General features: G+C 72.3%; 21 protein-coding genes. 11 read left to right on the forward strand and 10 right to left on the reverse strand.

Going from position 1 to position 25,253, the window contains the following annotated elements; translation table 11 throughout:
* Positions 1–121 precede the first annotated feature (121 nt).
* Positions 122–838: an IclR family transcriptional regulator NdgR gene (gene ndgR, locus ACFY0P_RS39620; protein WP_003993203.1), complete on the reverse strand. Its 717-nt coding sequence runs from the start codon at positions 836–838 to the stop codon at positions 122–124.
* A 205-nt stretch (positions 839–1,043) separates the two neighbouring features.
* On the opposite strand from ndgR, the gene leuC reads away from it, so the two are divergent.
* The 4 genes from leuC to ACFY0P_RS39640 all read left to right on the forward strand — a co-directional run bounded on the left by leuC (position 1,044) and on the right by ACFY0P_RS39640 (position 4,352).
* Entirely contained in the window at positions 1,044–2,468 is a 1,425-nt protein-coding gene (leuC, locus tag ACFY0P_RS39625; protein WP_388924875.1) for a 3-isopropylmalate dehydratase large subunit, read from the forward strand.
* 6 nt (positions 2,469–2,474) lie between these two features.
* Positions 2,475–3,068 (forward strand): 3-isopropylmalate dehydratase small subunit, encoded by a 594-nt coding sequence (leuD, locus tag ACFY0P_RS39630; RefSeq protein ID WP_388924878.1) that lies wholly within the window; start codon positions 2,475–2,477, stop codon positions 3,066–3,068.
* A 286-nt stretch (positions 3,069–3,354) separates the two neighbouring features.
* Positions 3,355–3,585 carry a hypothetical protein gene (locus ACFY0P_RS39635; protein WP_351707116.1) on the forward strand — a complete coding sequence of 77 codons (231 nt, stop codon included), beginning with the start codon at positions 3,355–3,357 and terminating at the stop codon, positions 3,583–3,585.
* Between the two features lie 140 nt (positions 3,586–3,725).
* Positions 3,726–4,352: an HU family DNA-binding protein gene (locus ACFY0P_RS39640; protein WP_388924881.1), complete on the forward strand. Its 627-nt coding sequence runs from the start codon at positions 3,726–3,728 to the stop codon at positions 4,350–4,352.
* 198 nt (positions 4,353–4,550) lie between these two features.
* Here ACFY0P_RS39640 and ACFY0P_RS39645 read toward each other — a convergent pair whose 3' ends face one another.
* Both ACFY0P_RS39645 and cofC read right to left on the reverse strand, forming a co-directional pair.
* The gene (locus tag ACFY0P_RS39645; protein ID WP_388924884.1) at positions 4,551–4,754 is read right to left on the reverse strand and encodes a hypothetical protein; all 204 of its coding nucleotides are present in this window, start codon (positions 4,752–4,754) and stop codon (positions 4,551–4,553) included.
* A gap of 9 nt (positions 4,755–4,763) precedes the next feature.
* Positions 4,764–5,402, reverse strand: a complete 639-nt coding sequence (gene cofC, locus ACFY0P_RS39650) for a 2-phospho-L-lactate guanylyltransferase (protein WP_388924887.1) — start codon at positions 5,400–5,402, stop codon at positions 4,764–4,766.
* 155 nt (positions 5,403–5,557) lie between these two features.
* Between cofC and ACFY0P_RS39655 the strand changes: the two genes are divergently transcribed.
* The 3 genes from ACFY0P_RS39655 to ACFY0P_RS39665 are packed head-to-tail and all read left to right on the forward strand — an operon-like array spanning position 5,558 to position 8,546.
* Positions 5,558–6,322, forward strand: a complete 765-nt coding sequence (locus ACFY0P_RS39655) for a lysophospholipid acyltransferase family protein (protein ID WP_388924890.1) — start codon at positions 5,558–5,560, stop codon at positions 6,320–6,322.
* Positions 6,319–7,329, forward strand: coding sequence for an NAD(P)H-dependent glycerol-3-phosphate dehydrogenase (locus ACFY0P_RS39660; protein WP_388924893.1), 1,011 nt, complete (start codon positions 6,319–6,321; stop codon positions 7,327–7,329). The genes ACFY0P_RS39655 and ACFY0P_RS39660 overlap by 4 nt, the downstream gene beginning before the upstream one ends.
* A 59-nt stretch (positions 7,330–7,388) precedes the next feature.
* Entirely contained in the window at positions 7,389–8,546 is a 1,158-nt protein-coding gene (locus ACFY0P_RS39665) for a D-alanine--D-alanine ligase family protein (protein WP_388924896.1), read from the forward strand.
* 230 nt (positions 8,547–8,776) lie between these two features.
* Here ACFY0P_RS39665 and ACFY0P_RS39670 read toward each other — a convergent pair whose 3' ends face one another.
* Positions 8,777–9,265, reverse strand: coding sequence for a DUF3515 domain-containing protein (locus tag ACFY0P_RS39670; protein ID WP_388924899.1), 489 nt, complete (start codon positions 9,263–9,265; stop codon positions 8,777–8,779).
* Positions 9,266–9,285: 20 nt separating this feature from the next.
* A complete protein-coding gene (locus ACFY0P_RS39675) occupies positions 9,286–9,519 on the reverse strand; it encodes an Lrp/AsnC family transcriptional regulator (RefSeq protein ID WP_388924902.1) in 234 nt (77 codons plus the stop codon).
* A gap of 206 nt (positions 9,520–9,725) precedes the next feature.
* Here ACFY0P_RS39675 and ACFY0P_RS39680 point away from each other — a divergent pair, with 206 nt between their 5' ends.
* On the forward strand, positions 9,726–10,691 hold the full coding sequence (locus ACFY0P_RS39680) for a thiamine-phosphate kinase (protein ID WP_093498874.1): 966 nt from the start codon (positions 9,726–9,728) through the stop codon (positions 10,689–10,691).
* The gene (gene thiD / locus ACFY0P_RS39685; RefSeq protein ID WP_388924905.1) at positions 10,688–11,503 is read left to right on the forward strand and encodes a bifunctional hydroxymethylpyrimidine kinase/phosphomethylpyrimidine kinase; all 816 of its coding nucleotides are present in this window, start codon (positions 10,688–10,690) and stop codon (positions 11,501–11,503) included. Before ACFY0P_RS39680 ends, thiD begins: the two co-directional genes overlap by 4 nt.
* Here the strand turns inward: thiD and ACFY0P_RS39690 are convergent.
* From ACFY0P_RS39690 to rpmB, 3 genes are all read right to left on the reverse strand, one after another.
* Positions 11,466–12,725 carry an FAD-dependent monooxygenase gene (locus ACFY0P_RS39690; RefSeq protein ID WP_388924908.1) on the reverse strand — a complete coding sequence of 420 codons (1,260 nt, stop codon included), beginning with the start codon at positions 12,723–12,725 and terminating at the stop codon, positions 11,466–11,468. The two genes, thiD and ACFY0P_RS39690, sit on opposite strands and share 38 nt — an antisense overlap.
* Positions 12,726–12,759: 34 nt before the next feature.
* Positions 12,760–15,750, reverse strand: coding sequence for an ATP-binding protein (locus ACFY0P_RS39695; RefSeq protein ID WP_388924911.1), 2,991 nt, complete (start codon positions 15,748–15,750; stop codon positions 12,760–12,762).
* A gap of 160 nt (positions 15,751–15,910) precedes the next feature.
* A complete protein-coding gene (gene rpmB / locus ACFY0P_RS39700) occupies positions 15,911–16,096 on the reverse strand; it encodes a 50S ribosomal protein L28 (RefSeq protein ID WP_003993230.1) in 186 nt (61 codons plus the stop codon).
* 258 nt (positions 16,097–16,354) lie between these two features.
* Between rpmB and ACFY0P_RS39705 the strand changes: the two genes are divergently transcribed.
* Positions 16,355–18,031: a DAK2 domain-containing protein gene (locus ACFY0P_RS39705; RefSeq protein ID WP_388924914.1), complete on the forward strand. Its 1,677-nt coding sequence runs from the start codon at positions 16,355–16,357 to the stop codon at positions 18,029–18,031.
* Between the two features lie 24 nt (positions 18,032–18,055).
* On the opposite strand, the gene ACFY0P_RS39710 is transcribed toward ACFY0P_RS39705, so the two are convergent.
* Both ACFY0P_RS39710 and ACFY0P_RS39715 read right to left on the reverse strand, forming a co-directional pair.
* Positions 18,056–20,965, reverse strand: coding sequence for a tetratricopeptide repeat protein (locus tag ACFY0P_RS39710; RefSeq protein ID WP_388924944.1), 2,910 nt, complete (start codon positions 20,963–20,965; stop codon positions 18,056–18,058).
* Complete coding sequence (locus tag ACFY0P_RS39715) at positions 20,962–22,788, reverse strand: HSP90 family protein (RefSeq protein WP_388924917.1); 1,827 nt, start codon at positions 22,786–22,788, stop codon at positions 20,962–20,964. Before ACFY0P_RS39715 ends, ACFY0P_RS39710 begins: the two co-directional genes overlap by 4 nt.
* 169 nt (positions 22,789–22,957) lie before the next feature.
* On the opposite strand from ACFY0P_RS39715, the gene recG reads away from it, so the two are divergent.
* Positions 22,958–25,162 carry an ATP-dependent DNA helicase RecG gene (recG, locus tag ACFY0P_RS39720; RefSeq protein ID WP_388924920.1) on the forward strand — a complete coding sequence of 735 codons (2,205 nt, stop codon included), beginning with the start codon at positions 22,958–22,960 and terminating at the stop codon, positions 25,160–25,162.
* Positions 25,163–25,253: the final 91 nt, after the last annotated feature.

Raw genomic sequence — 25,253 nt, forward strand, 5'->3', positions numbered from 1 at the left:
GGGTACCCCCGGCGCCCCTGGGCGGGACATGTCCCCGTACCCGAGAGGTTCTGCTCTCCGTGGAAAGGGCCTGCCGCGGCGTTGAGGCCGGCCCTCTCCGACAGGAACATCCCTGTCGGCCTCAGCCCGTGCGGCGAAGTGCCTCGGAGAGGCGGCCGGCCGCGTCGATCACGGCCTGGGCGTGCATGCGTCCGGGGTGGCGGGTCAGGCGCTCGATGGGGCCGGAGACGGAGACGGCCGCCACCACGCGGTTGGAAGGGCCCCGCACCGGCGCCGACACCGACGCCACACCCGGCTCGCGCTCGCCGATGGACTGGGCCCAGCCGCGGCGGCGGACGCCCGACAGCGCCGTCGCCGTGAAGCGGGCCCCCTGGAGGCCACGGTGCAGCCGCTCCGGCTCCTCCCAGGCCATGAGGATCTGCGCCGAGGAACCGGCCTTCATCGTCAGCGTGGAGCCGACCGGGACCGTGTCCCGAAGCCCGGACAGGCGTTCCGCCGCGGCGACGCAGATGCGCATGTCGCCCTGGCGGCGATAGAGCTGAGCGCTCTCTCCGGTGATGTCACGGAGGTGCGTCAGCACCGGGCCGGCCGTCGCGAGCAGGCGGTCCTCGCCGGCCGCCGCGGCCAGTTCCGCGAGTCGCGGGCCGAGAATGAAACGGCCCTGCATGTCGCGTGCCACCATGCGGTGGTGTTCCAGGGCCACGGCCAGCCGGTGGGCCGTGGGTCGTGCCAGTCCGGTGGCCCCGACCAGACCCGCGAGGGTGGCCGGACCGGACTCCAGGGCGCTCAGGACAAGGGCCGCCTTGTCCAGAACGCCGACGCCGCTACTGTTGTCCATGCAACGATACTCACGTCTCACTCTGTGAAACGCAAGTTCAATTTTCCGTGGAACGCGCCACCCTGGAATCACACAGCGGCCCGCAGACCAACGGGCCCGGCGGCGGACGCCCGGAACCACGACTTCAGGGGCCCGGAACACGGGCAGCCGCTTCCTCAAGATCTCTAGTTGGGCCGGTGCACGTCTGCCGGCCGGAGGGAAAGCGATGGGTAGGACACTCGCGGAGAAGGTCTGGGACGACCACGTCGTCCGGCGCGCCGAGGGCGAGCCCGACCTCCTCTTCATCGATCTGCACCTGCTGCACGAGGTGACCAGCCCGCAGGCCTTCGACGGGCTGCGCCAGAACGGCCGCCAGGTGCGCCGCCTCGACCTCACCATCGCGACCGAGGACCACAACACCCCGACCCTCGACATCGACAAGCCCATCGCGGACCCCGTCTCCCGCGCCCAGCTGGAGACGCTGCGCAAGAACTGCGCCGAGTTCGGGGTGCGCCTGCACCCGCTGGGCGACGTCGAGCAGGGCGTCGTGCACGTCGTCGGCCCCCAGCTGGGCCTGACCCAGCCCGGCACGACCGTCGTCTGCGGCGACTCCCACACCTCCACGCACGGCGCCTTCGGCGCGCTGGCGTTCGGCATCGGCACCTCCCAGGTGGAGCACGTGCTGGCGACGCAGACGCTGCCGCTGGCCCGCCCCAAGACCATGGCCATCACGGTCGACGGCGAGCTGCCCGAGGGCGTCACCGCCAAGGACCTGATCCTGGCGATCATCGCCAAGATCGGTACCGGCGGGGGCCAGGGCTACATCCTGGAGTACCGCGGCTCCGCCATCGAGAAGCTCTCGATGGAGGCCCGCATGACCATCTGCAACATGTCGATCGAGGCCGGCGCCCGCGCGGGCATGATCGCCCCCGACGAGACCACCTTCGCCTACCTCAAGGGCCGTGCGCACGCCCCCGAGGGCGAGGAGTGGGACGCGGCGGTCGCGTACTGGAAGACCCTGAAGACGGACGCGGACGCGGAATTCGACGCCGAGGTGCACATCGACGCCGCCGCCCTCTCGCCGTTCGTCACCTGGGGCACCAACCCGGGGCAGGGCGCGCCGCTTTCGGCGGAGGTCCCCGACCCGGCTTCGTACGAAGACGCTTCGGAGCGCCTCGCCGCCGAAAAGGCCCTGGAGTACATGGGGTTGGAGGCCGGCCAGCCGCTGCGCTCGATCAACGTGGACACCGTCTTCGTAGGCTCCTGCACCAACGGCCGCATCGAGGACCTGCGCGCCGCCGCCGAGATCCTCAAGGACCGCAAAGTCGCCGACGGCGTACGGATGCTGGTCGTCCCCGGCTCCGCACGGGTCGGTCTGCAGGCCGTCTCCGAGGGCCTGGACGTGGTCTTCAAGGACGCCGGCGCCGAATGGCGGCACGCCGGCTGCTCGATGTGCCTCGGCATGAACCCCGACCAGCTGGCCCCCGGTGAGCGCTCCGCGTCCACCTCCAACCGCAACTTCGAGGGCCGGCAGGGCAAGGGCGGGCGTACCCACCTGGTGTCGCCGCAGGTCGCGGCCGCAACCGCCGTCCTGGGCCACCTGGCCTCCCCGGCCGACCTGTCCGACGCTCGTACGCCCGCTGGAGTCTGATCAGCCATGGAAGCATTCACCACGCACACCGGCCGGGCCGTCCCGCTGCGCCGCTCCAACGTCGACACCGACCAGATCATCCCTGCTCACTGGCTCAAGAAGGTCACCAGGGACGGTTTCGAGGACGGTCTGTTCGAGGCCTGGCGCAAGGACGAGAACTTCATCCTGAACCGCCCCGAGCGGCAGGGGGCCACGGTCCTGGTCGCGGGCCCCGACTTCGGCACCGGCTCCTCCCGTGAGCACGCCGTCTGGGCGCTGCAGAACTACGGCTTCAAGACCGTGATCTCCTCCCGCTTCGCCGACATCTTCCGGGGCAACTCGCTGAAGAACGGCCTGCTCACGGTGGTCCTGGACCAGAAGATCGTGGAGGCGCTGCAGGAGCTCTCCGAGAACGACCCGCAGGCCGAGATCACCGTCGACCTGGAGAACCGGGAGGTGCGCGCCGAGGGCATCACCGCCTCATTCGAGCTGGACGAGAACTCCCGCTGGCGGCTGCTGAACGGCCTGGACGACATCTCCATCACCCTCCGGAACGAGGCGGACATCGCCGCCTACGAGGCCAAGCGGCCGTCGTACAAGCCGCGGACGCTCCAGGTCTGAGCCGGAGCCCGCTTCGGCGGGATCGTCACATCTGAATACGGCTGGTTTCAGCCATCGCAACACTCCGCCTGTACCCCCGATCGCCACGATTGGGGGTACAGGCATGTCTGCACCCGAACGGGCGCTCGCGTTGTCGCAGGTCTTGCCAACTTCCCACGTTAGGGCGGATGTTGTCGGGGTACGTGAGTGCTGTGTCCGCGGCTTCCGCAAGTGCCCGGAAGGCCATTTGAGGCGCCAGTTGCACCCTGCGCAGGCGACAACTCGCCCCAGATGGCACAATCTGTGCATGGAACACGACGGCCAACTCCAGCTCTATGCGGCGGTCGCGGACCAACTCAAGGAAGCGCACACAAAAGTGCGCGCACTGCAAGTCCCGGAGGGCGTACGGATGGCGCTGACCCGGAAGCTGCTGGTCATTACGGCCGCGGCCAAGCACGATCTCGCCGACGCGGCAAGGCGGCTCGAACGGTTCAACGCGGACCTCGACGCGGGTCGAATCCCCGAAGAGGACCGCTGACCGGACCGTACGAGCAGGCCGAGTCCGTTGCGGCACAAGGGTGATAAGCCCGTTTCGTGTTTGATTTGCGGTATATATCTGCCTAACGTGCGAAAAAGCTTGAACACATTCGTTCTGGCGATGTCTCCGAAGGGGAAGACGTGAACAAGGCGCAGCTCGTAGAAGCGATTGCCGACAAGATGGGCGGCCGCCAGCAGGCCGCCGAGGCTGTCGACCATGTCCTGGACGCCATCGTCCGCGCGGTCGTCGCGGGTGAGCGGGTCTCGGTCACCGGCTTCGGGTCCTTCGAGAAGGTGGACCGTCCCGCCCGTTACGCCCGCAATCCCCAGACGGGCGAGCGGGTTCGGGTCAAGAAGACCTCCGTGCCGCGCTTCCGTGCCGGTCAGGGCTTCAAGGACCTGGTGAGCGGCTCCAAGAAGCTGCCGCGCGGCGGCGAGGTCGCGGTCAAGAAGGCGCCCAAGGGCAGCCTGACCGGCGGCGCTTCGGCGACGGTCAAGAAGGCGGCGGCGAAGAAGACCACCGCCAAGAAGGTGACCGCGAAGAAGGTCACCGCGAAGAAGACGACGGCCGCGGCGAAGAAGACGACGGCGGCCGCGAAGAAGACGACGGCCGCGGCGAAGAAGACGACCGCGAAGAAGACCACCGCCACGGCGAAGAAGGCCGCCGCGAAGAAGGCGCCGGCCAAGAAGGTCACCGCCAAGAAGGCGCCGGCCAAGAAGTCGACGGCCCGCAAGGCCACGGCGAAGAAGACGACCGCCGCACGCTGAGGCGGGGCCCGCTCGACAGCGGGGTTGGGATACTCACGCGACGGGCCGGATTCCCCTGGGGAGTCCGGCCCGCGGTGTGTTCGAGAGGCAGAGTTGCGTTGTTTTTCGGGTGCGAACCCGGTGGGGGCTGGTCGCGCAGTTCCTCCCCCAGCCTTCGGCCGGGGGTACCCCCAGCGCCCCTTACGGGGCGCCTGCGCTTCAGAACGTTTGCAGGGTCACCAGGGTTACGCGAAGACCTTCGCCCGTCCCCTCCGTCTCGATCCGCACCCGCTGCCCCGGCCTGAGCAGTCGCAGGCCGCCCGCGTCGAAGGCCTCACCGTCGAACGCCACCGGCGTTCCGTCGTCGAGGAGTACCTGACCGCTGCGGGTCTCGGGGTCGTACGTGTATGCGGTCGCCTGCATGAGCGCAGCCTACTGGTCCGGGATCAGCAGGCGGGCCGCCACCGCGGCCGTGCGGGGGCCCACGCCCAGGGCCAGGGCCGCTCGCAGGTCGGCGCCGGTGTCCACGTCCTGGCGTACCGAATCCACGTCCACCAGACGCAGTTCCGCGGCACCCGAGGCGGCGTGCCGGGCGCGGGAATCCGTGCCGAATGCGGGCGCCAATTCATGGCCGGCGGCCGCCGCCAGCAGGGTGGTGCCGATTGCCGCCGCGTCCGGGAGAAAAGCGCGCGGGAATTCCGCGGCCGCATCGAGCACCCGGGCCAATTCCAGTGGGCGGACGGCCGGGAGATCGGCGTTCAGGGCCGCCACGGGGGTTTCCGGACGCGATGCCCGGACGGCGGCCGCGCCGTGCCGCAGCGCCGCGTTCAGGCCGCTTCCCGGCGTGTCCGGGACGATGCGCGCGCCCAGTGCCGAAAGCTCGCGCCCGGCCACCGCGTCGTCCGTGACGACCGCCACATCCTTCACCGACTGGCAGGCCAGGGCCGCCGCGACCGTGTCCTGGGCGAAGGCGAGGGCCAGTGACGGACGCACACCGTCCGCCGCGGTGTCCGCGAGCCTGCTCTTGGCCCGCGCCAGAGGCTTGAGCGGGATGACCAAGGTCCACTGCACAGTCGTACCGTCCCTCCCTTGTTGCCTCATTGTCACCCGGGCTCACGGGGAGGTCGCGACACCGAGGCGTACGGTGTTCTCGACAGGCCGGCGGGCCGGGGCCACACTTCTTCCCGATCCCAGACCGGGAAGAAGTCCTAGAGGAAGGTGTCCGCGTGCCCCGCCGGAGAATCGGCTTCTGGTACCGCTTCGCTGCGGTGCTCTGCAAACCTCCGCTGGTGGTTCTGATCAAGCGGGACTGGCGTGGAATGGAGCACATTCCGGCCGAGGGCGGTTTTATCACCGCGGTGAACCACAATTCCCACATCGACCCCTTCGCCTACGCCCACTATCAGTACAACACCGGCCGTGTTCCGCGATTCCTCGCGAAGAGCGGGCTTTTCAAGAAGGGGTTCGTCGGCGCCGCCATGCGGGGCACCGGCCAGATCCCCGTCTACCGCGAGTCCACCGACGCGCTCAGCGCCTTCCGGGCCGCGATCGACGCCGTGGAGCGTGGCGAGTGCGTCGCGTTCTACCCCGAGGGAACGATCACCCGCGATCCGGACCAGTGGCCCATGACCGCCAAGACCGGTGCCGCCAGGGTCGCGCTGCAGACCAAGTGCCCGGTGATCCCCGTCGCCCAGTGGGGCGCCAACGAACTCCTCCCGCCGTACGCGAAGAAGCCCCGTCTGCTGCCGCGCAAGACGCACCACGTCCTCGCGGGCCCGCCGGTCGACCTCACGCGTTTCTACGGCAAGGAGATGACCCAGGACGTCCTCAAGGAGGCGACCGAGGTCATCATGGCGGCCATCACCCGCCAGCTGGAGGAGATCCGCGGCGAGAAGGCTCCCGAGACCCCCTACGATCCACGCCAGGTGCGGATCGAGCAGCGGCGCCGCACGCGGGCGCAGAGCGGTCTGGAAGAGGAGAGCGGCAAGTGAGCAAGCCTGCCAAGGCGGCGGTCTTCAGCGCGGGTTCGTGGGGTACGGCCTTCGGGATGGTGCTCGCCGACGCAGGGTGCGAGGTCACCCTGTGGGCGCGGCGCCCGGAGGTGGCGGAGGCCGTCAACTCCGGCCGTACCAACCCCGACTACCTGCCGGGCGTGGAACTCCCCGAGAACCTGCGGGCCACCACCGACCCAGCCGAGGCGGCCGCCGACGCCGACTTCACCATCCTGTCGGTGCCGTCCCAGACCATGCGGGCCAACCTCGCCGACTGGGCGCCGCTGCTCGCGCCCCGCACGATCCTGGTGTCCCTCATGAAGGGCATCGAACTCGGCACCACCATGCGGATGAGCGAGGTCATCGCGGACGTCGCCAAGGTCGACCCGAACCGCGTCGCCGTCGTCACCGGCCCCAACCTCGCCCGGGAGATCGCGGCCCGCATGCCGGCCGCCGCCGTGGTCGCCTGCACCGACGAGTCGGTCGCCCAGCGGCTCCAGGCGGCCTGCCACACGCCGTACTTCCGGCCGTACACCGAGACCGACGTGGTCGGGTGCGAGCTGGGCGGTGCGGTGAAGAACGTCATCGGCCTCGCCGTGGGCATCGCCGACGGCATGGGGCTCGGCGACAACGCCAAGGGCTCGCTCATCACGCGCGGTCTCGCGGAGACCGCGCGGCTCGGCTCCGCCCTCGGCGCCGACCCGCTGACCTTCTCGGGGCTCGCCGGGCTCGGTGACCTGGTGGCCACCTGCTCCTCCCCGCTCTCCCGCAACCACACCTTCGGCACCAACCTCGGCAAGGGCATGACCCTGGAGGAGACCATCGCGGTCACCAAGCAGACCGCCGAGGGCGTCAAGTCCTGCGAGTCCGTGGCCGATCTGGCCCGGCGGCACGGTGTGGAGATGCCGATCACCGAGACGGTCGTCGACATCGTGCACGAGGGCAAGCCCCCGGTGGTCGCCCTCAAGGAGCTGATGTCGCGCAGCGCGAAGCCCGAGCGACGCTGAGCGACCCCACGTCGCGGACGCTGTCTCGGGGCCCTACCACCGGGTACTCTCGACGCGATATGAGCACCGAGAACCTCCCCCAGAGCCCTGAGCAGCCCGCTCGCAAGCCGCGCGTGGCCGTCGTGTTCGGCGGCCGCAGCTCCGAGCACGGGATCTCCATGGTCACCGCCGGAGCCGTCCTGAGCGCCATCGACCGGACCAAGTACGACGTCCTGCCGATCGGCATCACCCGGGAAGGCCGCTGGGTGCTCACGGCCGACGAACCCGAACGCATGGCGATCACCGAACGCCGTACGCCCGAGGTCGCCGACCTCGCCGAGTCCGCCGAGGGCGGCGTGGTGCTCCCCGTCGACCCGGCCAACCGCGAGGTCGTCTACAGCGAGCCCGGCTCTGTGCCCAAGGCGCTCGGCGAGGTCGACGTGGTCTTCCCGATGCTGCACGGCCCGTACGGCGAGGACGGCACCCTGCAGGGCCTCCTGGAGCTGTCCGGCGTCCCGTACGTCGGCTCCGGCGTGCTCGCCTCGGCCGTCGGCCAGGACAAGGAGTACATGAAGCGGGTGTTCGCCTCCTTCGGGCTCGGCGTCGGCCCGTACCTGGTGATCCGCCCCCGCGAGTGGCAGCAGGAGGAGTCCGCCGCCCGCAAGCGGATCGTCGACTTCGCCGGCGAGCACGGCTGGCCGCTGTTCGTGAAGCCGGCGCGCGCGGGCTCGTCGATCGGCATCACGAAGGTCGACGACCTCTCCGGCCTGGACGAGGCGATCGCCGAGGCCCAGTCCCACGACCCGAAGATCCTCGTCGAGGCGGCCGTCCGCGGCCGCGAGATCGAGGTCGGCGTCCTGGAGTTCGAGGACGGCCCGCGCGCCTCGGTCCCGGCCGAGATCCCGCCGCCCTCGGAGCACGCGTACTACGACTTCGAGGCCAAGTACATCGACTCCACCCCCGGCATCGTCCCGGCCCCGCTGACGCCCGAGGAGACCAGCGAGGTCCAGAAGCTCGCGGTGGACGCCTTCGAGGCCGCCTCCTGCGAGGGCCTGGTCCGCGCCGACTTCTTCCTCACGGAGGACGGCGACTTCGTCATCAACGAGATCAACACGATGCCGGGCTTCACCCCGATCTCGATGTACCCCCAGATGTGGCAGGCCACCGGTGTCGCCTACCCCGAGCTGATCGACCGCCTGATCCAGGCAGCGCTCAACCGTTCAACGGGCCTGCGCTAGAAACCCCCCGCGCTGAAGCGCCCCGAAAGGGGCGCTGGGGGTACCCCCGGCCGAAGGCTGGGGGAGGAACTGCGCGACCAGCCGCGACGGCGCCGCAGTCGACTGACGACGTATCGCGGCACCTCCAGCGGAGCGTTCGGTCACCGTGACGTTCAAGGTCGCCTGTCGGCCGCGGGTCGTCTGTGGTTGCTTGAGCAGTTCCTACCCCCAGCGCCCCTACGGGGCGCCGGCTAGTCGGCGATTCCCTCAGGAATCGCCTTCTTGATGGCTGGCGCCAAGCTCACCAACGGCGCCATGCCATCGGCGGTCCGTCCCGCGGGGATCGTCACCTCGACATACGCCTTCCGCAACGTCGTGGTGAACCGAAACGATTTGTCGGACTCCTGTTCCAGCAGCCACCCGACCCCGTTCACCTCGACCCCGTCGGCCTCGGCGTCAGCCATCTTCGCAGGCCGCTCGACACCACAGCGCAGTATGATCGCCGGGTCGCCGCCCCACCCGGCGGTCAGCGGCGAGGCCGGTTCCGGATCCCGTCGGCCCAGCTTGTCGACCTTCGCCGGCAGTACCCGGTCCAGGCGATCGCAGAGCGTCGCAACCGCCCCGCCCGGACTGGGAACCGCCGCCGACGGGGCGTCGTCTGCTGATGAGCAGCCCGCTGCCGCGATCATCAGCGCGGCGAACGCGGGCAGACCGAATGGCCGGTGACGGAAGATGTTCACCGGCCAAGGGTAGACGGGGGCTACAGATGGACGACCGGGCAGGTCAGGGTACGCGTGATGCCGTCCACTTGCTGGACCTTCGCGACCACCAGCCGACCGAGTTCGTCGACGGTCTCCGCTTGCGCGCGCACGATGACGTCGTACGGTCCTGTCACATCCTCGGCCTGGATGACTCCAGGGATCTTGCTGATGACCTCTGCGACGGTCGACGCTTTGCCGACCTCCGTCTGGATCAGGATGTACGCCTGTACCACGGAACCTCCAGGGCGGCCACGAGGATCATGTGGGGAAAAGGAACGCCACGGTATCGCGTGACCGCTCACCGCGGGGAGACCTGCGCGGACAGGGGCTTGCGCGCCGGGGTGCAGGCACGACAGAAGTTGACGGTCACCTCGACCGTATCCAGGACGACGATGACGCGCGAGCGGGCACGGCAAGGCAGAGAAGGGGCGTAAGGGCAATGAAGGGCACTGTTGGTGAGCTCGGGGAGTTCGGGCTCATCAGGGAGCTCACCTCCCGTCTCACCACCACTCCGGCGGTCCGGGTCGGCCCCGGCGACGACGCCGCGGTGGTCGCCGCGCCCGACCGCCGGGTGGTGGCGAGCACCGACATCCTGCTGGAGGGCCGGCACTTCCGCCGCGACTGGTCCACGGCCTACGACGTGGGCCGCAAGGCGGCCGCGCAGAACCTCGCGGACATCGCCGCCATGGGCGCCGTGCCGACCGCCCTGCTGCTCGGCCTGGTCGTGCCCGCCGAACTGCCGGTGACCTGGCCCAGCGAGCTGATGGACGGCATCCGGGACGAGTGCCAGGTGGCCGGCGCCTCGGTGGTCGGCGGCGACGTGGTCCGCGGCGACACGATCATGGTGTCCATCACCGCGCTCGGCGACCTGCGCAACCAGGAGCCGGTCACCCGGGCCGGCGCCCAGCCCGGCGACCTGATCGCCGTCACGGGCTGGCTGGGCTGGTCCGCGGCCGGCTACGCGGTGCTCTCCCGGGGCTTCCGCTCGCCGCGGGCGTTCGTGGAGGCGCACCGCCGCCCCGAGCCGCCGTACCACGCGGGCCCGGCCGCCGCCGCCCTCGGCGCGACCGCGATGTGCGACGTGAGCGACGGGCTGATCGCCGACCTCGGGCACATCGCCGAGGCCAGCAAGGTGCGGATCGACATCCGCTCCGGCGCGATCGACATCCCGACCCAGATGAACGACATCGGCCAGGCCGTCGGCGTCGACCCCATCCAGTGGGTGCTGACCGGCGGCGAGGACCACGCGATCGTGGCCACCTTCCCGCCGGACGTGAAGCTGCCCGCCCGCTGGAAGGTCATCGGCGAGGTGCTGAACCCGTCCGCGCTGCCCCAGGTGACCGTCGACGGGGCACCCTGGACCAGCAAGGGCGGCTGGGACCACTTCGGGGACATCGAGTCATGAGCCTGCCGCGCGTGCTGACGGTCGCGGGCTCCGACTCCGGCGGCGGGGCCGGGATCCAGGCCGACCTGAAGACGATGCTCGCGCTGGGCGTGCACGGCATGAGCGTGCTCACGGCGGTGACCGCGCAGAACTCCGTGGGCGTGCAGGGCGCTTGGGAGCTGCCGGTGGCGGCCGTCCGCGCCCAGTACCGGAGCGTGGTCGACGACATCGGGGTCGACGCGGTGAAGACGGGGATGCTCGCCTCGGCCGAACTCGTGCAGACGGTCACGGAGTTGATCGCCGGCACCGACGCGCCCGTGGTGGTCGACCCGGTCGGCGTCTCCAAGCACGGCGACCCGCTCCTCGCCGCCTCCGCCCTGGACTCGGTCCGCACCGGGCTCCTCCCGCTGGCCACCGTCGCCACCCCCAATCTCGACGAGGTGGCCCAACTCACCGGCGTACACGTCGAGTCGGAGACCGATCTGCGCCGGGCCGCGGCGGCCGTGCTGTCGTACGGCCCGACCTGGGTGCTGATCAAGGGCGGACACCTGCCCGGCGAGGCCGTCGACCTGCTGACGGACGGCACGGACGAACACCTGCTGCGCGCTCCCCGGCTCGACAACCGGCACACCCACGGCACGGGCTGCACCCTCGCGTCCGCGATCGCGTCGCAGCTCGCGAAGGGGCAGTCCGTGCCGGAGGCGGTGGTGGCGGCCAAGGAGTACGTCACCGGGGCGATCGCGGCCGGGTTCGCGCTCGGCGCCGGGATCGGGCCCGTGGACCACGGCTGGGCCCTCAGGCCCGGGACAGGGCCGGGTACTCCCGCAGCCTGATGTCTGTGGCCGCCTTCTCGGTCATCCTCTTGAAGAACCGGGCCAGCGGACGGGAGGCGAGCACCCGGTACATCCGGTCCCGGCTGCGGATGCGCCGCTCGGTCGGCGGGGCGAAGAACGGGCCCGCGTTCCCGGAGATCTTCTGGCAGCCCTTGGCGAAGTCCCGGATCCGGGACTCGTACTCGGCGAAGGCGGTACGGAAGTCACCGCCCGCGAGGGCCAGTTCACCGGCGAGGACATACGCGCCGACGATCGCGACGCCCGTCCCCATCCCGCCCATCGTCGCCCCGTACCCGGCGTCCCCGAGCAGCGCCACCCGCCCCTTGACGAGCCGGTCGACATGGATCTGGGCGATCGCGTCGAAGTACACGTCGTCGGCCTCCTCCAGGGCTTTGAGGAGGGCCGGGCCCTCCCAGCCCATCCCGGCGAAGCGGTCCATGACGATCCGCTTGACCGCCGTGACGTCCCGACGGTCGTACGACAGCTCCTCGGACCGGAAGACCAGCAGCGCGCCGGCGCGGTCCGGGTCGCCGTCGTAGTTGCCGATGACGAACGCGCGGCCGGGCTCGCTGTAGACCCGGCCGGTGCGGTCCAGGCCCAGGTGGTTGGGGACGTCGAAGCCGGCCACGTAGTGGTCGAAGAAGCGCAGGTAGCGGGACTCGTCGCCGAAGACGAGACGACGGGTGTTGGAGTGCAGCCCGTCGGCACCGACGACCAGGTCGAAGCGGCGCGGCGCGCCGTTCTCGAAGGTGACGTCGACGCCCTGCGGGTCCTCCGCGAGGGACGTGATCGAGTCGCCGAAGACGTACTCGACGTCGTTCCTGGTGCGCTCGTACATGATCTGGGCGAGGTCGCCGCGGAAGATCTCCACGTCGCCGCTCATCAGCTCGGCGGGCAGGTCCACACGCGGGCTGCCGTCGGCGTCGACGACCGTCTGGCGGCCCATGCGGGTCTGGCGGGCGTGGATCTCGTCCCAGATGCCCATGGCGGTCAGGACCGTGCGGTGGACATGGCCGCGGAAGTCGACGGCGAAGCCGCCGCCGCGCAGTTCGGCCGCCTTCTCGACGACGGTGACGCGGGCGCCGAGCCGGGCGAGGTTGAGGGCGAGGGCGGGTCCGGCGACGCTGGCGCCGGAGATCAGGACGCTGAGGTGGGCCAGGTTCTGCGCCGTGTTCTGCGTGGTGTTCTCTGCCGTGTTCTTCGCTGTCGTGTTCTTCGTCATGCGATGAGCTTCGGCGGGGGCGCTGACCGTCCCCCTACCGTTCGCTGACCGCCGCTGACCGTTGCCGTCGGCCCTGCTCGAAGGCCTGGTCGTACGCCTCGGCGGAGAGTTTCGCCCGTGCCTGCCGCTCGACGCGTACGACGTCCGGGTCGCCCGCCGTCCGGCCGCCCCGCAGGCCCGTCGCCGCGCCCAGCAGCACCGCGGCCCGCTCGGCGGAGCCGGCGGCGGAGGCCAGCGCCTCGGCCGCGTCGGCGAGTTCCAGGTCGCCCGGCCCCTCCACGGCCAGCTCGGCGGCCTGCCGGAACCAGTCGCGGGCCTCCTCGGTGTGCCCCTCTGCGGCGGCCGCCCGGCCGAGCCCGATGAGGCTGCGGACGGTCTCGCCGACGCTGAACCAGTTGGCCGCGCACTCCTGGAGGGCGGTCTCGTAGTGCACGCGCGCGCGTGCCGGGTTCCCGGACAGCCGGGCCGCGTCACCGAGGCCGCGCCGGGCGGCCGCCACCTTGTCCGGGAGCCCGGCGCCCCGCGCGAGCGCCAGCGCCTGCTCGAAGTGGGTCTCGGCGGCGGCCGTGTCGCCCCGGTGCAGCAGCACGGTGGCCCGGGTGCGCAGCAGATCGGCGGTCTCCTCGGGGGCGGCCAGCGCGCGCACATGGGCCAGCCCCTCGTCCAGCAGCTCCAGAGCGCGCTCGGAGTCACCTCGGGCGTGGGCGATCATGCCGAGCGGGTCGAGGCAGTTGGCCATGCCCCAGCGGTCCCCGGTGGCCCGGTATCCGGCCAGCGCCCGGGCGAAGTACTCCTCGGACTCCCGCGGCCGTCCCGCGAACTGCGCCCGGAAGCCGAGGCCCACGTCGAGCAGGGCGCGCGCCCAGGGGGAGCCGCCGGCCAGGGTCAGCGCGTGCGCGTCGGTGGCGGGCCGCGGTCCGGCCGCCACCGCCCACAGCACGAGGATGTACGGCAGCCGCAGCGGCCCCCGGTACGCGTCCAGGACGGCGTCCACGCGCGCGACGAGCTCCGGTTCGTCGCCCCCGCCGGAGAGCGCGTTGATCGCGCACAGCACGTACTCCTCCTCCAGCCCGGGCGGCGGCGCGTCCCCGACGGCGGCCAGCAGGGCGCGTGCCGTCGCCACCCGTTCGCCGTGCACCCCGCGCAGCCGCCAGAACCAGGAGAGGGGGCCCATGAGGCGCAGCGCTCCGCCGGTGTCGCGGCGCACGAGGTGGCGGAGGGCCGCGTCCAGGTCGGCCTGTTCGGCGGCCAGCAGGTCCAGCCAGGGCAGCTGCCCGCCGCCGCGCAGGTGCGGCTCGGCCTCCTCGGCGAGCCGCAGGAAGTATCCGGCGTGGGCGTCCGCCAGATCCTCCGGTCCGGCCAGGCTCTCGGCGGCGAAGGCCCGGATCGTCTCCAGCATCCGGTAGCGGCCCTCGGACACCTCCAGGAACGACTTCTCGACCAGCGAGGCCAGCACGTCCTCCGGATACGGCAGCCCGCACACCGCCTCGACCGCCGCCAGGGTCGCGCCCCCGGAGAACACCGTCAGCCGCCGTGCCAGCTCCCGCTCCTCCTCGTCCAGCAGACCCCAGCTCCACTCCACGACCGCGCGCAGGGTGCGGTGCCGGGGTGCCTTGGAGCGGTCGCCGCGGGACAGGAGCCGGAAGCGGTCGTGGAGGCGGTCGGCGAGTTCGTCGGGGGTGAGGGTGCGCAGCCGGGCCGCGGCCAGCTCGATGGCCAGGGGCAGCCCGTCCAGGGCGGCGCAGATGTCGGCCACGCGCGTGTGCCCGTCGAATCCGGGGCGTACCGCGCGGGCCCGGTCCAGGAAGAGCCGCACCGCGGGTTCCGGCGGCAGCGGGGGCACCGGGATCAGGACCTCGCCGGTGATGCCGAGCGACTCCCGGCTGGTGGCGAGCACGCGCACCCCCGGGCAGGCGGCGAGGAGCAGGGCGGTGACCCTGGCGGCCTCCTCGACCAGGTGCTCGCAGTTGTCCAGGACCAGCAGCAGCTCGCGCTCCTCCAGGGCGGCCAGCAGCCGGTCCGTGGTGTCGGCGGCGGGGCTGCGCAGGCCCTCGCGGACGCCGAGTGCGGCCAGGACGGCGTACGGGATCCGGGAGCCGTCGGTGAGCGGCGCGAGTTCCACGAAGCAGGCGTCGGGGCGGTGCTGGGCCGCCTCGATCGCGAGCCGGGTCTTGCCGGCCCCGCCCGGGCCGGTCAGCGTGAGCAGCCTGGAGTCGGCGAGGCCGGCGGCGATCCGGGCGAGTTCGGGCTCGCGGCCCACGAAGCGGGTGAGCTGGACCGGGAGGCGGGGCCGCTCGGGCGCCTCGCCCCGCAGCAGCTCCAGATGGAGCGCGGACAGCTCCGGGGAGGGATCGGCGCCCAGCCGGTCGGCGAGCGTGCGGCGGACCTCCTCGTACACCGTGAGGGCCTCGGCGGGCCGCCCGGCCGCGTGCAGGGCCCGCATCAGCTGGCCGTACAGGCGCTCGCTCAGCGGGCGGTCGGCGAGCAGCGCCCGCAGCTCCGGCACCAGCTCCGCGCCGCCGCCGAGCGCCAGGTCCGCCTCGATGCGGTCCTGTACGGCGGCCAGCCGCAGCTCTTCCAGCCGTGCGGCCTCGGCCTCGGCGTCCGGGAGGTCGGGCAGCGCCGGGCCACGCCACAGGGCGAGGGCCTCGCGGAGCCGGGCCGCGGCAATCCCGTGGTCGCCCGCGACGAGGGCGGCGCGTCCGGCCGCCGACCAGGTCTCGAAGCGGTGTGAGTCCACGGTGTCGGGAGCGACGGCGGCACGGTACCCGGTGGCGGTGGCCTCGATCTCCGCGTGCGGAGCCAGCCGCCTGCGCAGCCGGGAGATCTGCGACTGGAGCGCGTTCGCGGCCCCGACGGGCGGCTCGGCGCCGTACAGGCCGTCGGTGAGGCGCCGGGTGGAGACCGACCGGCCGGCGTCCAGGAGCAGCAGGGTGAGCAGGGCGCGGGGGCGCGGGCCGCCGGGGTCCACGGGGGTGCCGTCGTCGGTGCGAACGTCCAGGGGGCCCAGGATGCCGAAGCGCATGGGATCAGCTTGTCAGGGCACGGTCCGCCGGGGTTCGGGATTTCCGGCACGGCGCCGGCCGGTCCGCCTCGGAGCGGGCACGGCAAAAAGCCGGCCCACCCGGAGGTGGACCGGCTCAGTGCAGCGAACCAGCGGTGGCCGCGCGCTCAGCGACAGTGCGTCAGCGCGAGACCTTGCCGGCCTTGATGCACGAGGTGCAGGCGTTCACGCGCTTCGGCGTCCCGCCGACCACGGTACGCACACGCTGGATGTTCGGGTTCCAGCGGCGGGACGTACGGCGGTGCGAGTGCGAGATGTTGTTGCCGAAGCCCGGCCCCTTGCCGCAGACGTCGCAGTTGGCAGCCACGGGTCACTCCAAAGACTTCAGATGCACTTACGGTTGAATCCCGGCACGCCGGGATCGAGATCCTACGGATCTGAGATCTTGAGTGGCATTGCCAGGGGAATGGCCCGATCAGATCGGGCAACCGGAGCAGCATACAACGGCTGCGTCCGTTAGACGAAACTAGCATGGCGGCTCGGGGGCCCGCCCCCGGCCCTCTTCCGGCGGACACCCTTCCGGGGTCTACGCTGCGTCCACGTCCAGCAGCTCAAGGAGGCGCAGGTGGCGCAGGTGCCGCAGACATTCTTCGATGCTCTCGCGGTACGCACCTGGTGCGGACTGTCGCTCGGCGCGCTCGGGCGGGCGCGCGAGGAGATCGACGCGATCAACGTCTACCCGGTGGCCGACGGCGACACCGGCACGAACCTGTACATGACGGTGGAGTCGGCCGCTGGGGCCGTGGAAGCCGTCTTCGCGGGCTATGAGCTGGGCGAGGAGGTGCCGACCCTGGCCGACGCCGTCCGCGCGATGGCGCACGGCGCCCTCATAGGCGCGCGCGGCAACTCCGGCACGATCCTGGCGCAGTTGCTGCGCGGCATGGCCCACGTCCTCACCGAGGGTGAGGCGGCTCACATCGACGCGGACGGGCTGCGGCTCGCCCTGCGGCACGCCGCCGACGCCGCCCGCCGGGCCGTCGCCCACCCCGTGGAGGGCACGGTGCTGTCGGTCGCGGCGGCCGCGGCGGACGCCGCCGACGCGGCCGAGGGCGACTGCGGGGCGGTCGCGCGGGCCGCCTACGAGGGCGCGTGCAAGGCGCTCGCGGCGACTCCCGGACAACTGGCCGCGCTGGAGCGGGCCGGGGTGGTGGACGCCGGCGGACGGGGTCTGGTCGCGGTGCTCGGGGCGCTGGTCGAGGCGTTCACGGGGGAGACGCCCACCGCTCTCGACCTGCCCGCGCGCGGAGAGGACCCTGCCGGGCACGCGCGCGTGGACGCCGTCTCCGACGCCCGGGCCGCGAGCTGCGCCGAACCGGCCGGCGGGCCCGCCTTCGAGGTCATCTACCTCCTGGAGGCCGAGGACGCCGCCGTGGACCGGCTGCGGGCCCGGCTCGACGCCCTCGGCGACTCCCTGGTGGTGGTCGGCGGCGACGGCCTGTGGAACGTCCATGTGCACGTCGACGACGCCGGCGCCGCGGTCGAGGCGGGTGTGGAGGCCGGCCGCCCTTACCGGATCCGGATCACGCACTTCGGCGCCGGTGACGTGCACACCGGCGGGGCGCGGCCGCCGCGCGAGCGGGTGCAGCGGGCCGTGGTGGCCGTCGTGCCGGGGGAGGGGCTGGCCGGGCTGTACACCGAGGCCGGCGCGACCACCGTGCTCGCGCGCCCCGGAGAGCCGCCCGCCAGCGGGGAGCTGGTGGACGCCGTACGGCGCGCCCACGCGCGCGAGGTGGTGCTGCTGCCCAACGACGCCGACCTGCGGCACACGGCGGCCGCGGCGGCCGAGCAGGTCCGCGCGGAGGGCATCCGGGTCGCCCTCATCCCGACCCGCTCGGCGGTCCAGGGCATCTCCGCGCTCGCGGTGCACCAGCCGGACCGCCGCTTCGACGAGGACGTCGTCCAGATGACCTCGGCGGCCGGCGCCACCCGCTACGCCGAGGTCGTGGTCGCGGAGCGGCAGTCCTGGACCATGGCCGGCATCTGCCAGGCCGGGGACGTGCTGGGCCTGATAGACGGCGACGTGGCGGTGATCGGCTCGGACGTGACGGCCACCGCCGAGACCGTCCTGGACCGCATGCTCCAGGCCGGCGGCGAACTGGTCACCCTCGTCCTCGGCGACGAGGCGCCCGACGGCGTCGCCGACCGCCTGGAGGCACGCGTGCGCGAGGCGTACCTCGCCGTCGACACGGTGGTCTACCGGGGCGGCCGGCAGGGGGCTCCGCTCCTCATCGGCGTCGAGTGAGCGGCCCCCTTCGCCACCCCTGTCTCACTCCTCCGTGGGCTCCAGCAGCTGCCGGGCCTCCGCCCGCCGGGCCCGGACCGTCTCGTCGGCCGGGTCGGCGCCCTCGTAGGCGTCCAGCACCGCACGGGCGCGTGCCGTCGCCGCGGCCGGCCGGCTGAGATCGGCCTCCAGCCAGCCCGCGGCCAGTTCCGCGGCGGTACGGCTGTGCAGCTCCTCATCGCCCAGTGAGGCGAACACCGAGATCGCCGCCGTCATCTGCGCGAGCGCCGCCTCGAACGCCTCCCGGATCGCCGGATCGTCGGCGTCCTCCGGCACGGAACGGGCCAGCAGGTCGCCGAACTGCCGGTGGGTGTGCCCCAGTTCGCCGGCCAGCCGCGCCGCCGCGGCCGGGTCCTCGACGGCCACCAGCGCCGACTCGCACTCCCGGACCGCGTCCGCCATCAGCTTCCGCGCGCCCTCCGTCCCCGCCTCCGTCCGCAGCGCCAGCCAGGCGCGGGCCCGCAGCGAACGCACCAGGAAGTGCACGTTGCCCAGCGCCCGCCACAACTCGCCCGCACGCGTGTACGCCTGGTCCGCCTCCGCGGGCAGCCCCGCGTTGCCCAGCGACTCGGCCGCCAGGTGGGCGAGGGTGGCATGGTCGTGCTGCTCCGGCCAGTGCCGGGCGATCTCCGCCGCCTGCAGCCGCCGCTCCGCCGCCGCGTGGTGCTCGCCGAGCTCGCTCAGGCAGTCCCCGAGCCACCACTGCGTCTGGACGACCGCGCCGTCGCCGTGCGTCTCGGCGCTCAGGTCGGCCAGCGCCGACTCCAGCACCTCGGCGGCCTCCGCGAACCGCCCCTGCCGCAGCAGGAAGCCGCCCAGCTGGTGCCGCGCCCACGCGCCCAGCGTGCCGCTCTGCCCGGCCTCGTCGGCCCAGTGCGCCGCCTCCAGGGCGTGCTCGGCGGCCTCCTCGGCCGCACCCCGGCCGCCGACCACCTCGGCGAGCTGGAGATGCAGCTGCGCCCGCCCGACCGGCTCCACGTACGGCCCGCCGTGCTCCAGCGCCGCGCGCAGCGCCCGCTCCGCCTCGGCCAGGTCGCCCTGCTCATGGGCGAGCGCGGCCACCCGCACCTCGTACTCGACCGCGAACCACGGCAGCTCCGCGCCCACGAACTGCGCCGTCGCCTGCCGGAACAGCTCGCCCGCCCGCTCCCCGTCCCCGGCGTGCTCGGCCAGCTCGGCCAGCATCGCCCGGCCCTCGGCCGCCCGGGACACCAGCCGCACGTCGGACCCGCCGCGCCCGCCGACCAGCGCCAGCAGCTCCCGTACGGCCTGCTCGGCCTCCCCGGCGCCCGCGGACCGCTCGTGCACCCGACGCATCAGGATCCGCGCCCGGCTCATCAGCACGGACGCGGTCTGCCGCACCCCGGTCGCGTCGTCGGCGTAGAGGGCGAGGATCCGGTCGTACGGCTCGTCGATCGCGGCCAGCGCCTCGTCCAGTTCCCCGGACAGCGCGCGTACGTAGGCGGCACGCGCGCGTGCGGCGATCGCCTCGCCCTCGTCGCCCGCCGCCGCGTACAGGTCCGCCGCCCGCTCGAACAGCTCGACACCCTCGGGACCGCGCCCCATCGCCATGTGGTCGGCGATCTCCGCGCGGATGTACGTGTCCACCTCGGTCTCCTCGGCGGCCCGCGCGACCGCCGACCAGGCCTCCAGGGCGTGCGGCTGAAGCGTGTCCGAGAGCCGGCGCGCCTCGGCCAGGAGCGTGGGAAGCGACGGCTGCTCCGCCTGCTCCGGCGCGGGCGCCTGGACAAGGGGCGCATGCGGTCCCGCGGGCGCCGTCCGCACCGCCCGCACGCCCAGCGGCAGCCGGTCCACCAGCGGCCGCTGCGCCATCCGCTCGCGTAGCTGGTCGCCGACGTAGGAGGTGCCGTTGCGGGCGTCGAACCGCGCGGCCAGCTCCAGGGCCTCCGCGCGCGCGTGCCCGGCGAGTTCCCCGGCGGTCCACGCCCGCCCGGCGGGCCCCGGCACCCGCTGCCCGCCGAGCCCCAGCCCGGTCAGCCGGTCCATCAGCAGCGCCACCACCGCCAGGAAGTCCATCCGGCTGCGCGGCTGCCCGGTGTCCGTGAAGTAGGCGGGACGTTCCGCCAGCAGCTCGAGACCGCGCGCCTCGTTGCCGGTCAGCGCACAGAACTCGACATGGTCCGCGTAGGCGCCCCGCATGCTCTCCATGGGACGGACGAGCCGGAAACCGCGCAGGTGGTGCGCGCGGGCCTCGTCGACGCGGCCGAGCCGCAGCAGCGGGGCCAGGGAGGAGGCGAGCACGGTGTGCGGCTCATGGGCGCAGCTGTACTCGCCGTCCAGCACCGGCCCCCACAGCTCCAGCGCCTCCGCGTCCCGGCCGTTCTTCAGCTGCCAGCCGCCCTGCCCGTGCAGCTCGCACGCGTGGCAGTCGGCCATCCGGTCCCGGTCCGCCGCCAGCCAGGCCGCGTACGCCCGCTCCGCGCGCGGGAGGTCACCGATGTGCGCGGCGACGCTGAACTCGGCGCTGCGCACCGCCCGCTCCGAATGCCCGGCCAGCCGGTAGCGGTGCTCCATCTCGCCCAGCCACTTCTCGATCGAGGCGAGCGGGACGTGCGGCTGGTCGAGCATGCCGGCGGTCATCCACTTGAAGACCCAGTGCAGCGAATGCGCCTCGTACTCGTCGAAGTCCTCGGGCCGCTCGTCCCACATCCGCAGCAGCCGCGCGAACGGGACGAACATCTTGTCCTTCTCGGAGCTGTAGTTGTAGACCTTCAGCTGATGCCCGAGCGCCTCGATCACGGCGAGCGGGATGTTCAGCTTCTCGGCCTCCGCCAGCAGCCGCTCCGCGCGCGCGTTGCGGGCGGGACCCTCCGGCTCCTCGGAGTTCTCCGCCATCGCCCGGCGCAGCGAGTCGAAGTCAGCAATCTCCATCAGCGATCGCCTTCCCCATGAGTGGCCCACTCCAGGAGGCCGATGAACGAGCGGTTGAGCAGCGCCGAGTCGGCCGGGCGCAGCGGACGCTGGGCCATCAGCAGCGCCTGACCGTAGAGCGACTCGGTCGCGGTGCCGATCAGCTCCGGGTCCTTGAGGGCACTGATCCGCCGGATCAGCGGGTTGAGGTGGTTGAGCACCAGACGGGCCCGGGGCGCGCTGCCGCGCAGCGAACCCAGGATGCCCGCCCACAGGTCGTCGGCCTGCTCCTCGGCCTCCGCGCGGGCCTGTTCGTGGCGGGCGGCGCGGTCGTCGAGGTGGAGGGCGGGGACCGAGAGGGGGTGGAAGGCCCTCAGTACAATGTCACATTGCAGTGGGTCCAGCTTCGCCCGCGCCACCGCGAGGAACCCCGCCACCGCCAGCTCCTCGGCCGGATCCACCGCGTCCAGATGCGCGGTCACGGTGTCCGCGTCCAGCTCCGCGACCACCGTCCCGGGCCGCACCGACGGCAGCGCCTCGACCAGCTCGCTGTCGTACGTGTAACCGCCGTTGATCACTCCGACGCCCTGCGCGGAGGCGATCGGCGCGACCTGCCGGTACTCCTCGACCGTCCGCGTGAAGTGCACTACCGGGTGCCGCTGCGCGAACTCCTCCAGGGACAGCTGCCCGTCGGTGGTCTCGAAGGGCAGCCACGGCAGCATCGTCCGCAGCATCTCCGGGTCGTGCCGCGCCAGTGACTTCACCCCGAGGTGATGCACGGCCAGGAACGCGGAAAGCCGTTCCGGATCACCGGCCGCAAGACCGGTCAGCCAGGACCGAATCCTTCCGCCGAGCGCCTCCCGTACGGCGGCCAGCGTCTCGTCCTCGTACAGCGACTCACGCGAGGCGGTCGGCCGCAGGCTGTCCGTGTCCAGGACACAGCGCACGAAGAACGCCCAGTCCGGCAGCAGCTGTTCGGCCCGCTCGGTGAGCAGCATGCCCTTGAGGTGCACGCGGTGCGTGGCCCGCTGCGCCGGACTCACCGCCGACGGGAGCACGTACGCCACCCCCCGGATCCCGGCCAGCGGCACGTCCAGCGCGATCGAGTCCAACGGCGTGAACCCGAACAGCTCGTGACAGTGCCGGGCCAGCGCCACCCGCCGGGTGCCGGGGGAGGGGTACGGCCGGTCCCAGGGCGCCGGCAGGTCGGTGACCGCCTCGTCGCCCACCCGGACGTCGTACGGCAGCAGCGAACCGAAGTCCCGCGCCAGCGCGAGCACCCGCCGCTCGTCCAGCCACTCCGCCGCACCGGCCCGCGCCACCAGATGCACCGTGGTCCCGGGCTCGGGCCGCGCCTCGGGCGCCAACGTCCGTACGGTGTACGACCCGTCGTCCCGGGCCGTCCACTCCACGGGCGGCGCGTCCGGCGTCCGGGCACTGCGGCTGACCACCCGGATCCGCTCGGCGACCACGAAACAGGCCAGCAGCCCGATGCCGAACTGGCCCAGGAAGTCGGAGCGGGCCTCCTGCAGCCCGTCTCCCCGCTTGGAACTGCGCCCGATGGTGGCGAGCAGGCTGTGCACGTCCGACTCGGTGAGCCCGACGCCGCTGTCCTCCACCCGGAGGGCGCTGCCGTCGGCGTGGAGCCGCACCCGCGCCGGGGCGTCGGGCTGCTCGGCCCGTCTCGCGGTGATCGCGTCCACGGCGTTCTGCAACAGCTCGCGCAGGTAGACCTTCGGGCTGGAGTACAGGTGATGGGAGAGCAGGTCCACCAGACCACGCAGGTCGACCTGGAACGTATGAGGTGGCTGTGGTGCCTGGGATGACTGTGAGGTCTGGGAGTCCATCGTCGCTGCGCCGGAGGGGGGAAGACGTGGTCGGCGCGGGGTCGGGCGGTCCCTGGTGGGGCGGTGACCGCGGAAGGATGGCCGGAGCGCGCCATCCTATGACTCAAAACGGCCGTCTGACCAGGGGTTTCCCGAGACATATACGGCATTGTCAGTGGTGTGGTGTGCAATGGATCTCGTGCCCGCACTGGAAGAACCACTGAAGAAGGTGCTCGGCCCAGCCACCGCAAAGGTGATGGCCGAGCATCTCGGCCTGCACACCGTCGGCGACCTCCTGCACCACTATCCCCGCAGATACGAGGAGCGCGGCCAGCTCACCCACCTCGCCGACCTGCCCATGGACGAACACGTCACGGTGGTCGCCATGGTCGCCGACGCCCGCCTGCACACGTTCGCGTCCGCCAAGGCGCCCCGCGGCAAGGGCCAGCGCCTGGAGGTCACGATCACCGACGGCAGCGGCCGGCTCCAACTGGTCTTCTTCGGCAACGGCGTGCACAAACCCCACAAGGAACTCCTGCCGGGCACCCGCGCGATGTTCGCCGGCAAGGTCTCGGTCTTCAACCGCCGCCTCCAACTGGCGCACCCGGCCTACGAGTTGCTACGCGGTGACGACCCGGCCGAATCCGTGGAGACCTGGGCGGGAGCCCTGATCCCGCTCTACCCGGCCACCGCCAAACTGGAGTCCTGGAAGATCGGCAAGGCCGTCCAGACGGTCCTCCCCAGCGCCCAGGAGGCCCTGGACCCCCTCCCCCCGACCCTCCGCGAGGGCCGCGGCCTGGTCCCGCTCCCCGAAGCCCTCCTCAAGATCCACCGCCCGCACACCAAGGCGGACATCGCGGCGGCCCGCGACCGCCTCAAGTGGGACGAGGCCTTCGTCCTCCAGGTCGCCCTGGCCCGCCGCCGCCACACGGACTCCCTGCTCCCGGCGGTGGCCCGCAGACCGACCCCCGACGGCCTCCTGACGGCCTTCGACGACCGCCTCCCGTTCACCCTCACGGACGGCCAGCAGAAGGTCTCCAAGGAGATCTTCGACGACCTGGCGACGGAGCACCCGATGCACCGTCTCCTCCAGGGCGAGGTCGGCAGCGGCAAGACGATGGTCGCCCTGCGCGCCATGCTCGCCGTCGTCGACGCGGGCGGTCAGGCCGCCATGCTCGCCCCCACCGAGGTGCTGGCCCAGCAGCACCACCGCTCGATCACCGAGATGATGGGCGAGCTGGCCGAGGGCGGCATGCTCGGCGGTGCGGAGCACGCCACCAAGGTCGTCCTCCTCACCGGCTCGATGGGCACGGCGGCCCGCCGCCAGGCGATGCTGGACCTGGTCACGGGCGAGGCGGGGATCGTGATCGGCACGCACGCCCTGATCGAGGACAAGGTCCAGTTCCACGACCTGGGGCTGGTGGTCGTGGACGAACAGCACCGCTTCGGCGTCGAGCAGCGAGACGCGCTCCGCGGCAAGGGCAAGCAGCCCCCGCACCTCCTCGTCATGACCGCGACCCCCATCCCCCGCACGGTCGCGATGACGGTCTTCGGCGACCTGGAGACCTCGGTCCTGGACCAGCTCCCGGCCGGCCGCTCCCCGATCGCCACCCATGTCGTCCCGGCCGCCGACAAACCCCACTTCCTGGCCCGCGCCTGGGAACGGGTCAGGGAGGAGGTCGCCAACGGCCACCAGGGGTACGTCGTCTGCCCCCGCATCGGCGACGAGGAGGACGACCCCAGGAAGGCGAAGAAGTCCGCCGAGGACGAGGCGGAGAAGCGCCCCCCGCTCGCCGTCCTGGACGTGGCCGACCACCTGGCCAAGGGACCGCTCGACGGCCTGCGCGTCGAGGTCCTGCACGGCCGCATGCACCCCGACGACAAGGACGCGGTGATGCGCCGCTTCGCCGCGGGCGACACGGACGTCCTGGTGGCCACCACGGTCATCGAGGTCGGCGTGAACGTCCCCAACGCCACCGCCATGGTCATCATGGACGCCGACCGCTTCGGCGTCTCCCAGCTCCACCAGCTGCGCGGCCGGGTGGGCCGAGGCTCCGCCCCCGGCCTCTGCCTCCTGGTCACGGAGATGCCGGAGGCGAGCCCGGCCCGCCAGCGCCTCACGGCGGTCGCCTCGACCCTGGACGGCTTCGAGCTCTCCCGTATCGACCTCGAACAGCGCAGAGAGGGCGACGTCCTGGGCCAGGCCCAGTCCGGCGCCCGCTCCAGCCTCCGCGTCCTCGCGGTGATCGAGGACGAGGAGATCATCGCCGAGGCGAGGGAGGAGGCGACGGCCCTGGTGGCGAAGGACCCTGACCTGGCCGACCTCCCGGGCCTCCGGACGGCCCTGGACGCCCTGTTGGACGAGGAGAGGGAGCAGTACTTGGAAAAGGGCTAGGCTGTTTCGTTTGGATCAGGGGGCGGACCACAGGAAGATGCCGGCGATATGGAGTCCGGCCAGGTAGATGGTCGCGGTCTTCTCGTAGCGG

This window comes from Streptomyces sp. NPDC001714, from assembly GCF_042892755.1.
Classification (GTDB): Bacteria; Actinomycetota; Actinomycetes; order Streptomycetales; family Streptomycetaceae; genus Streptomyces.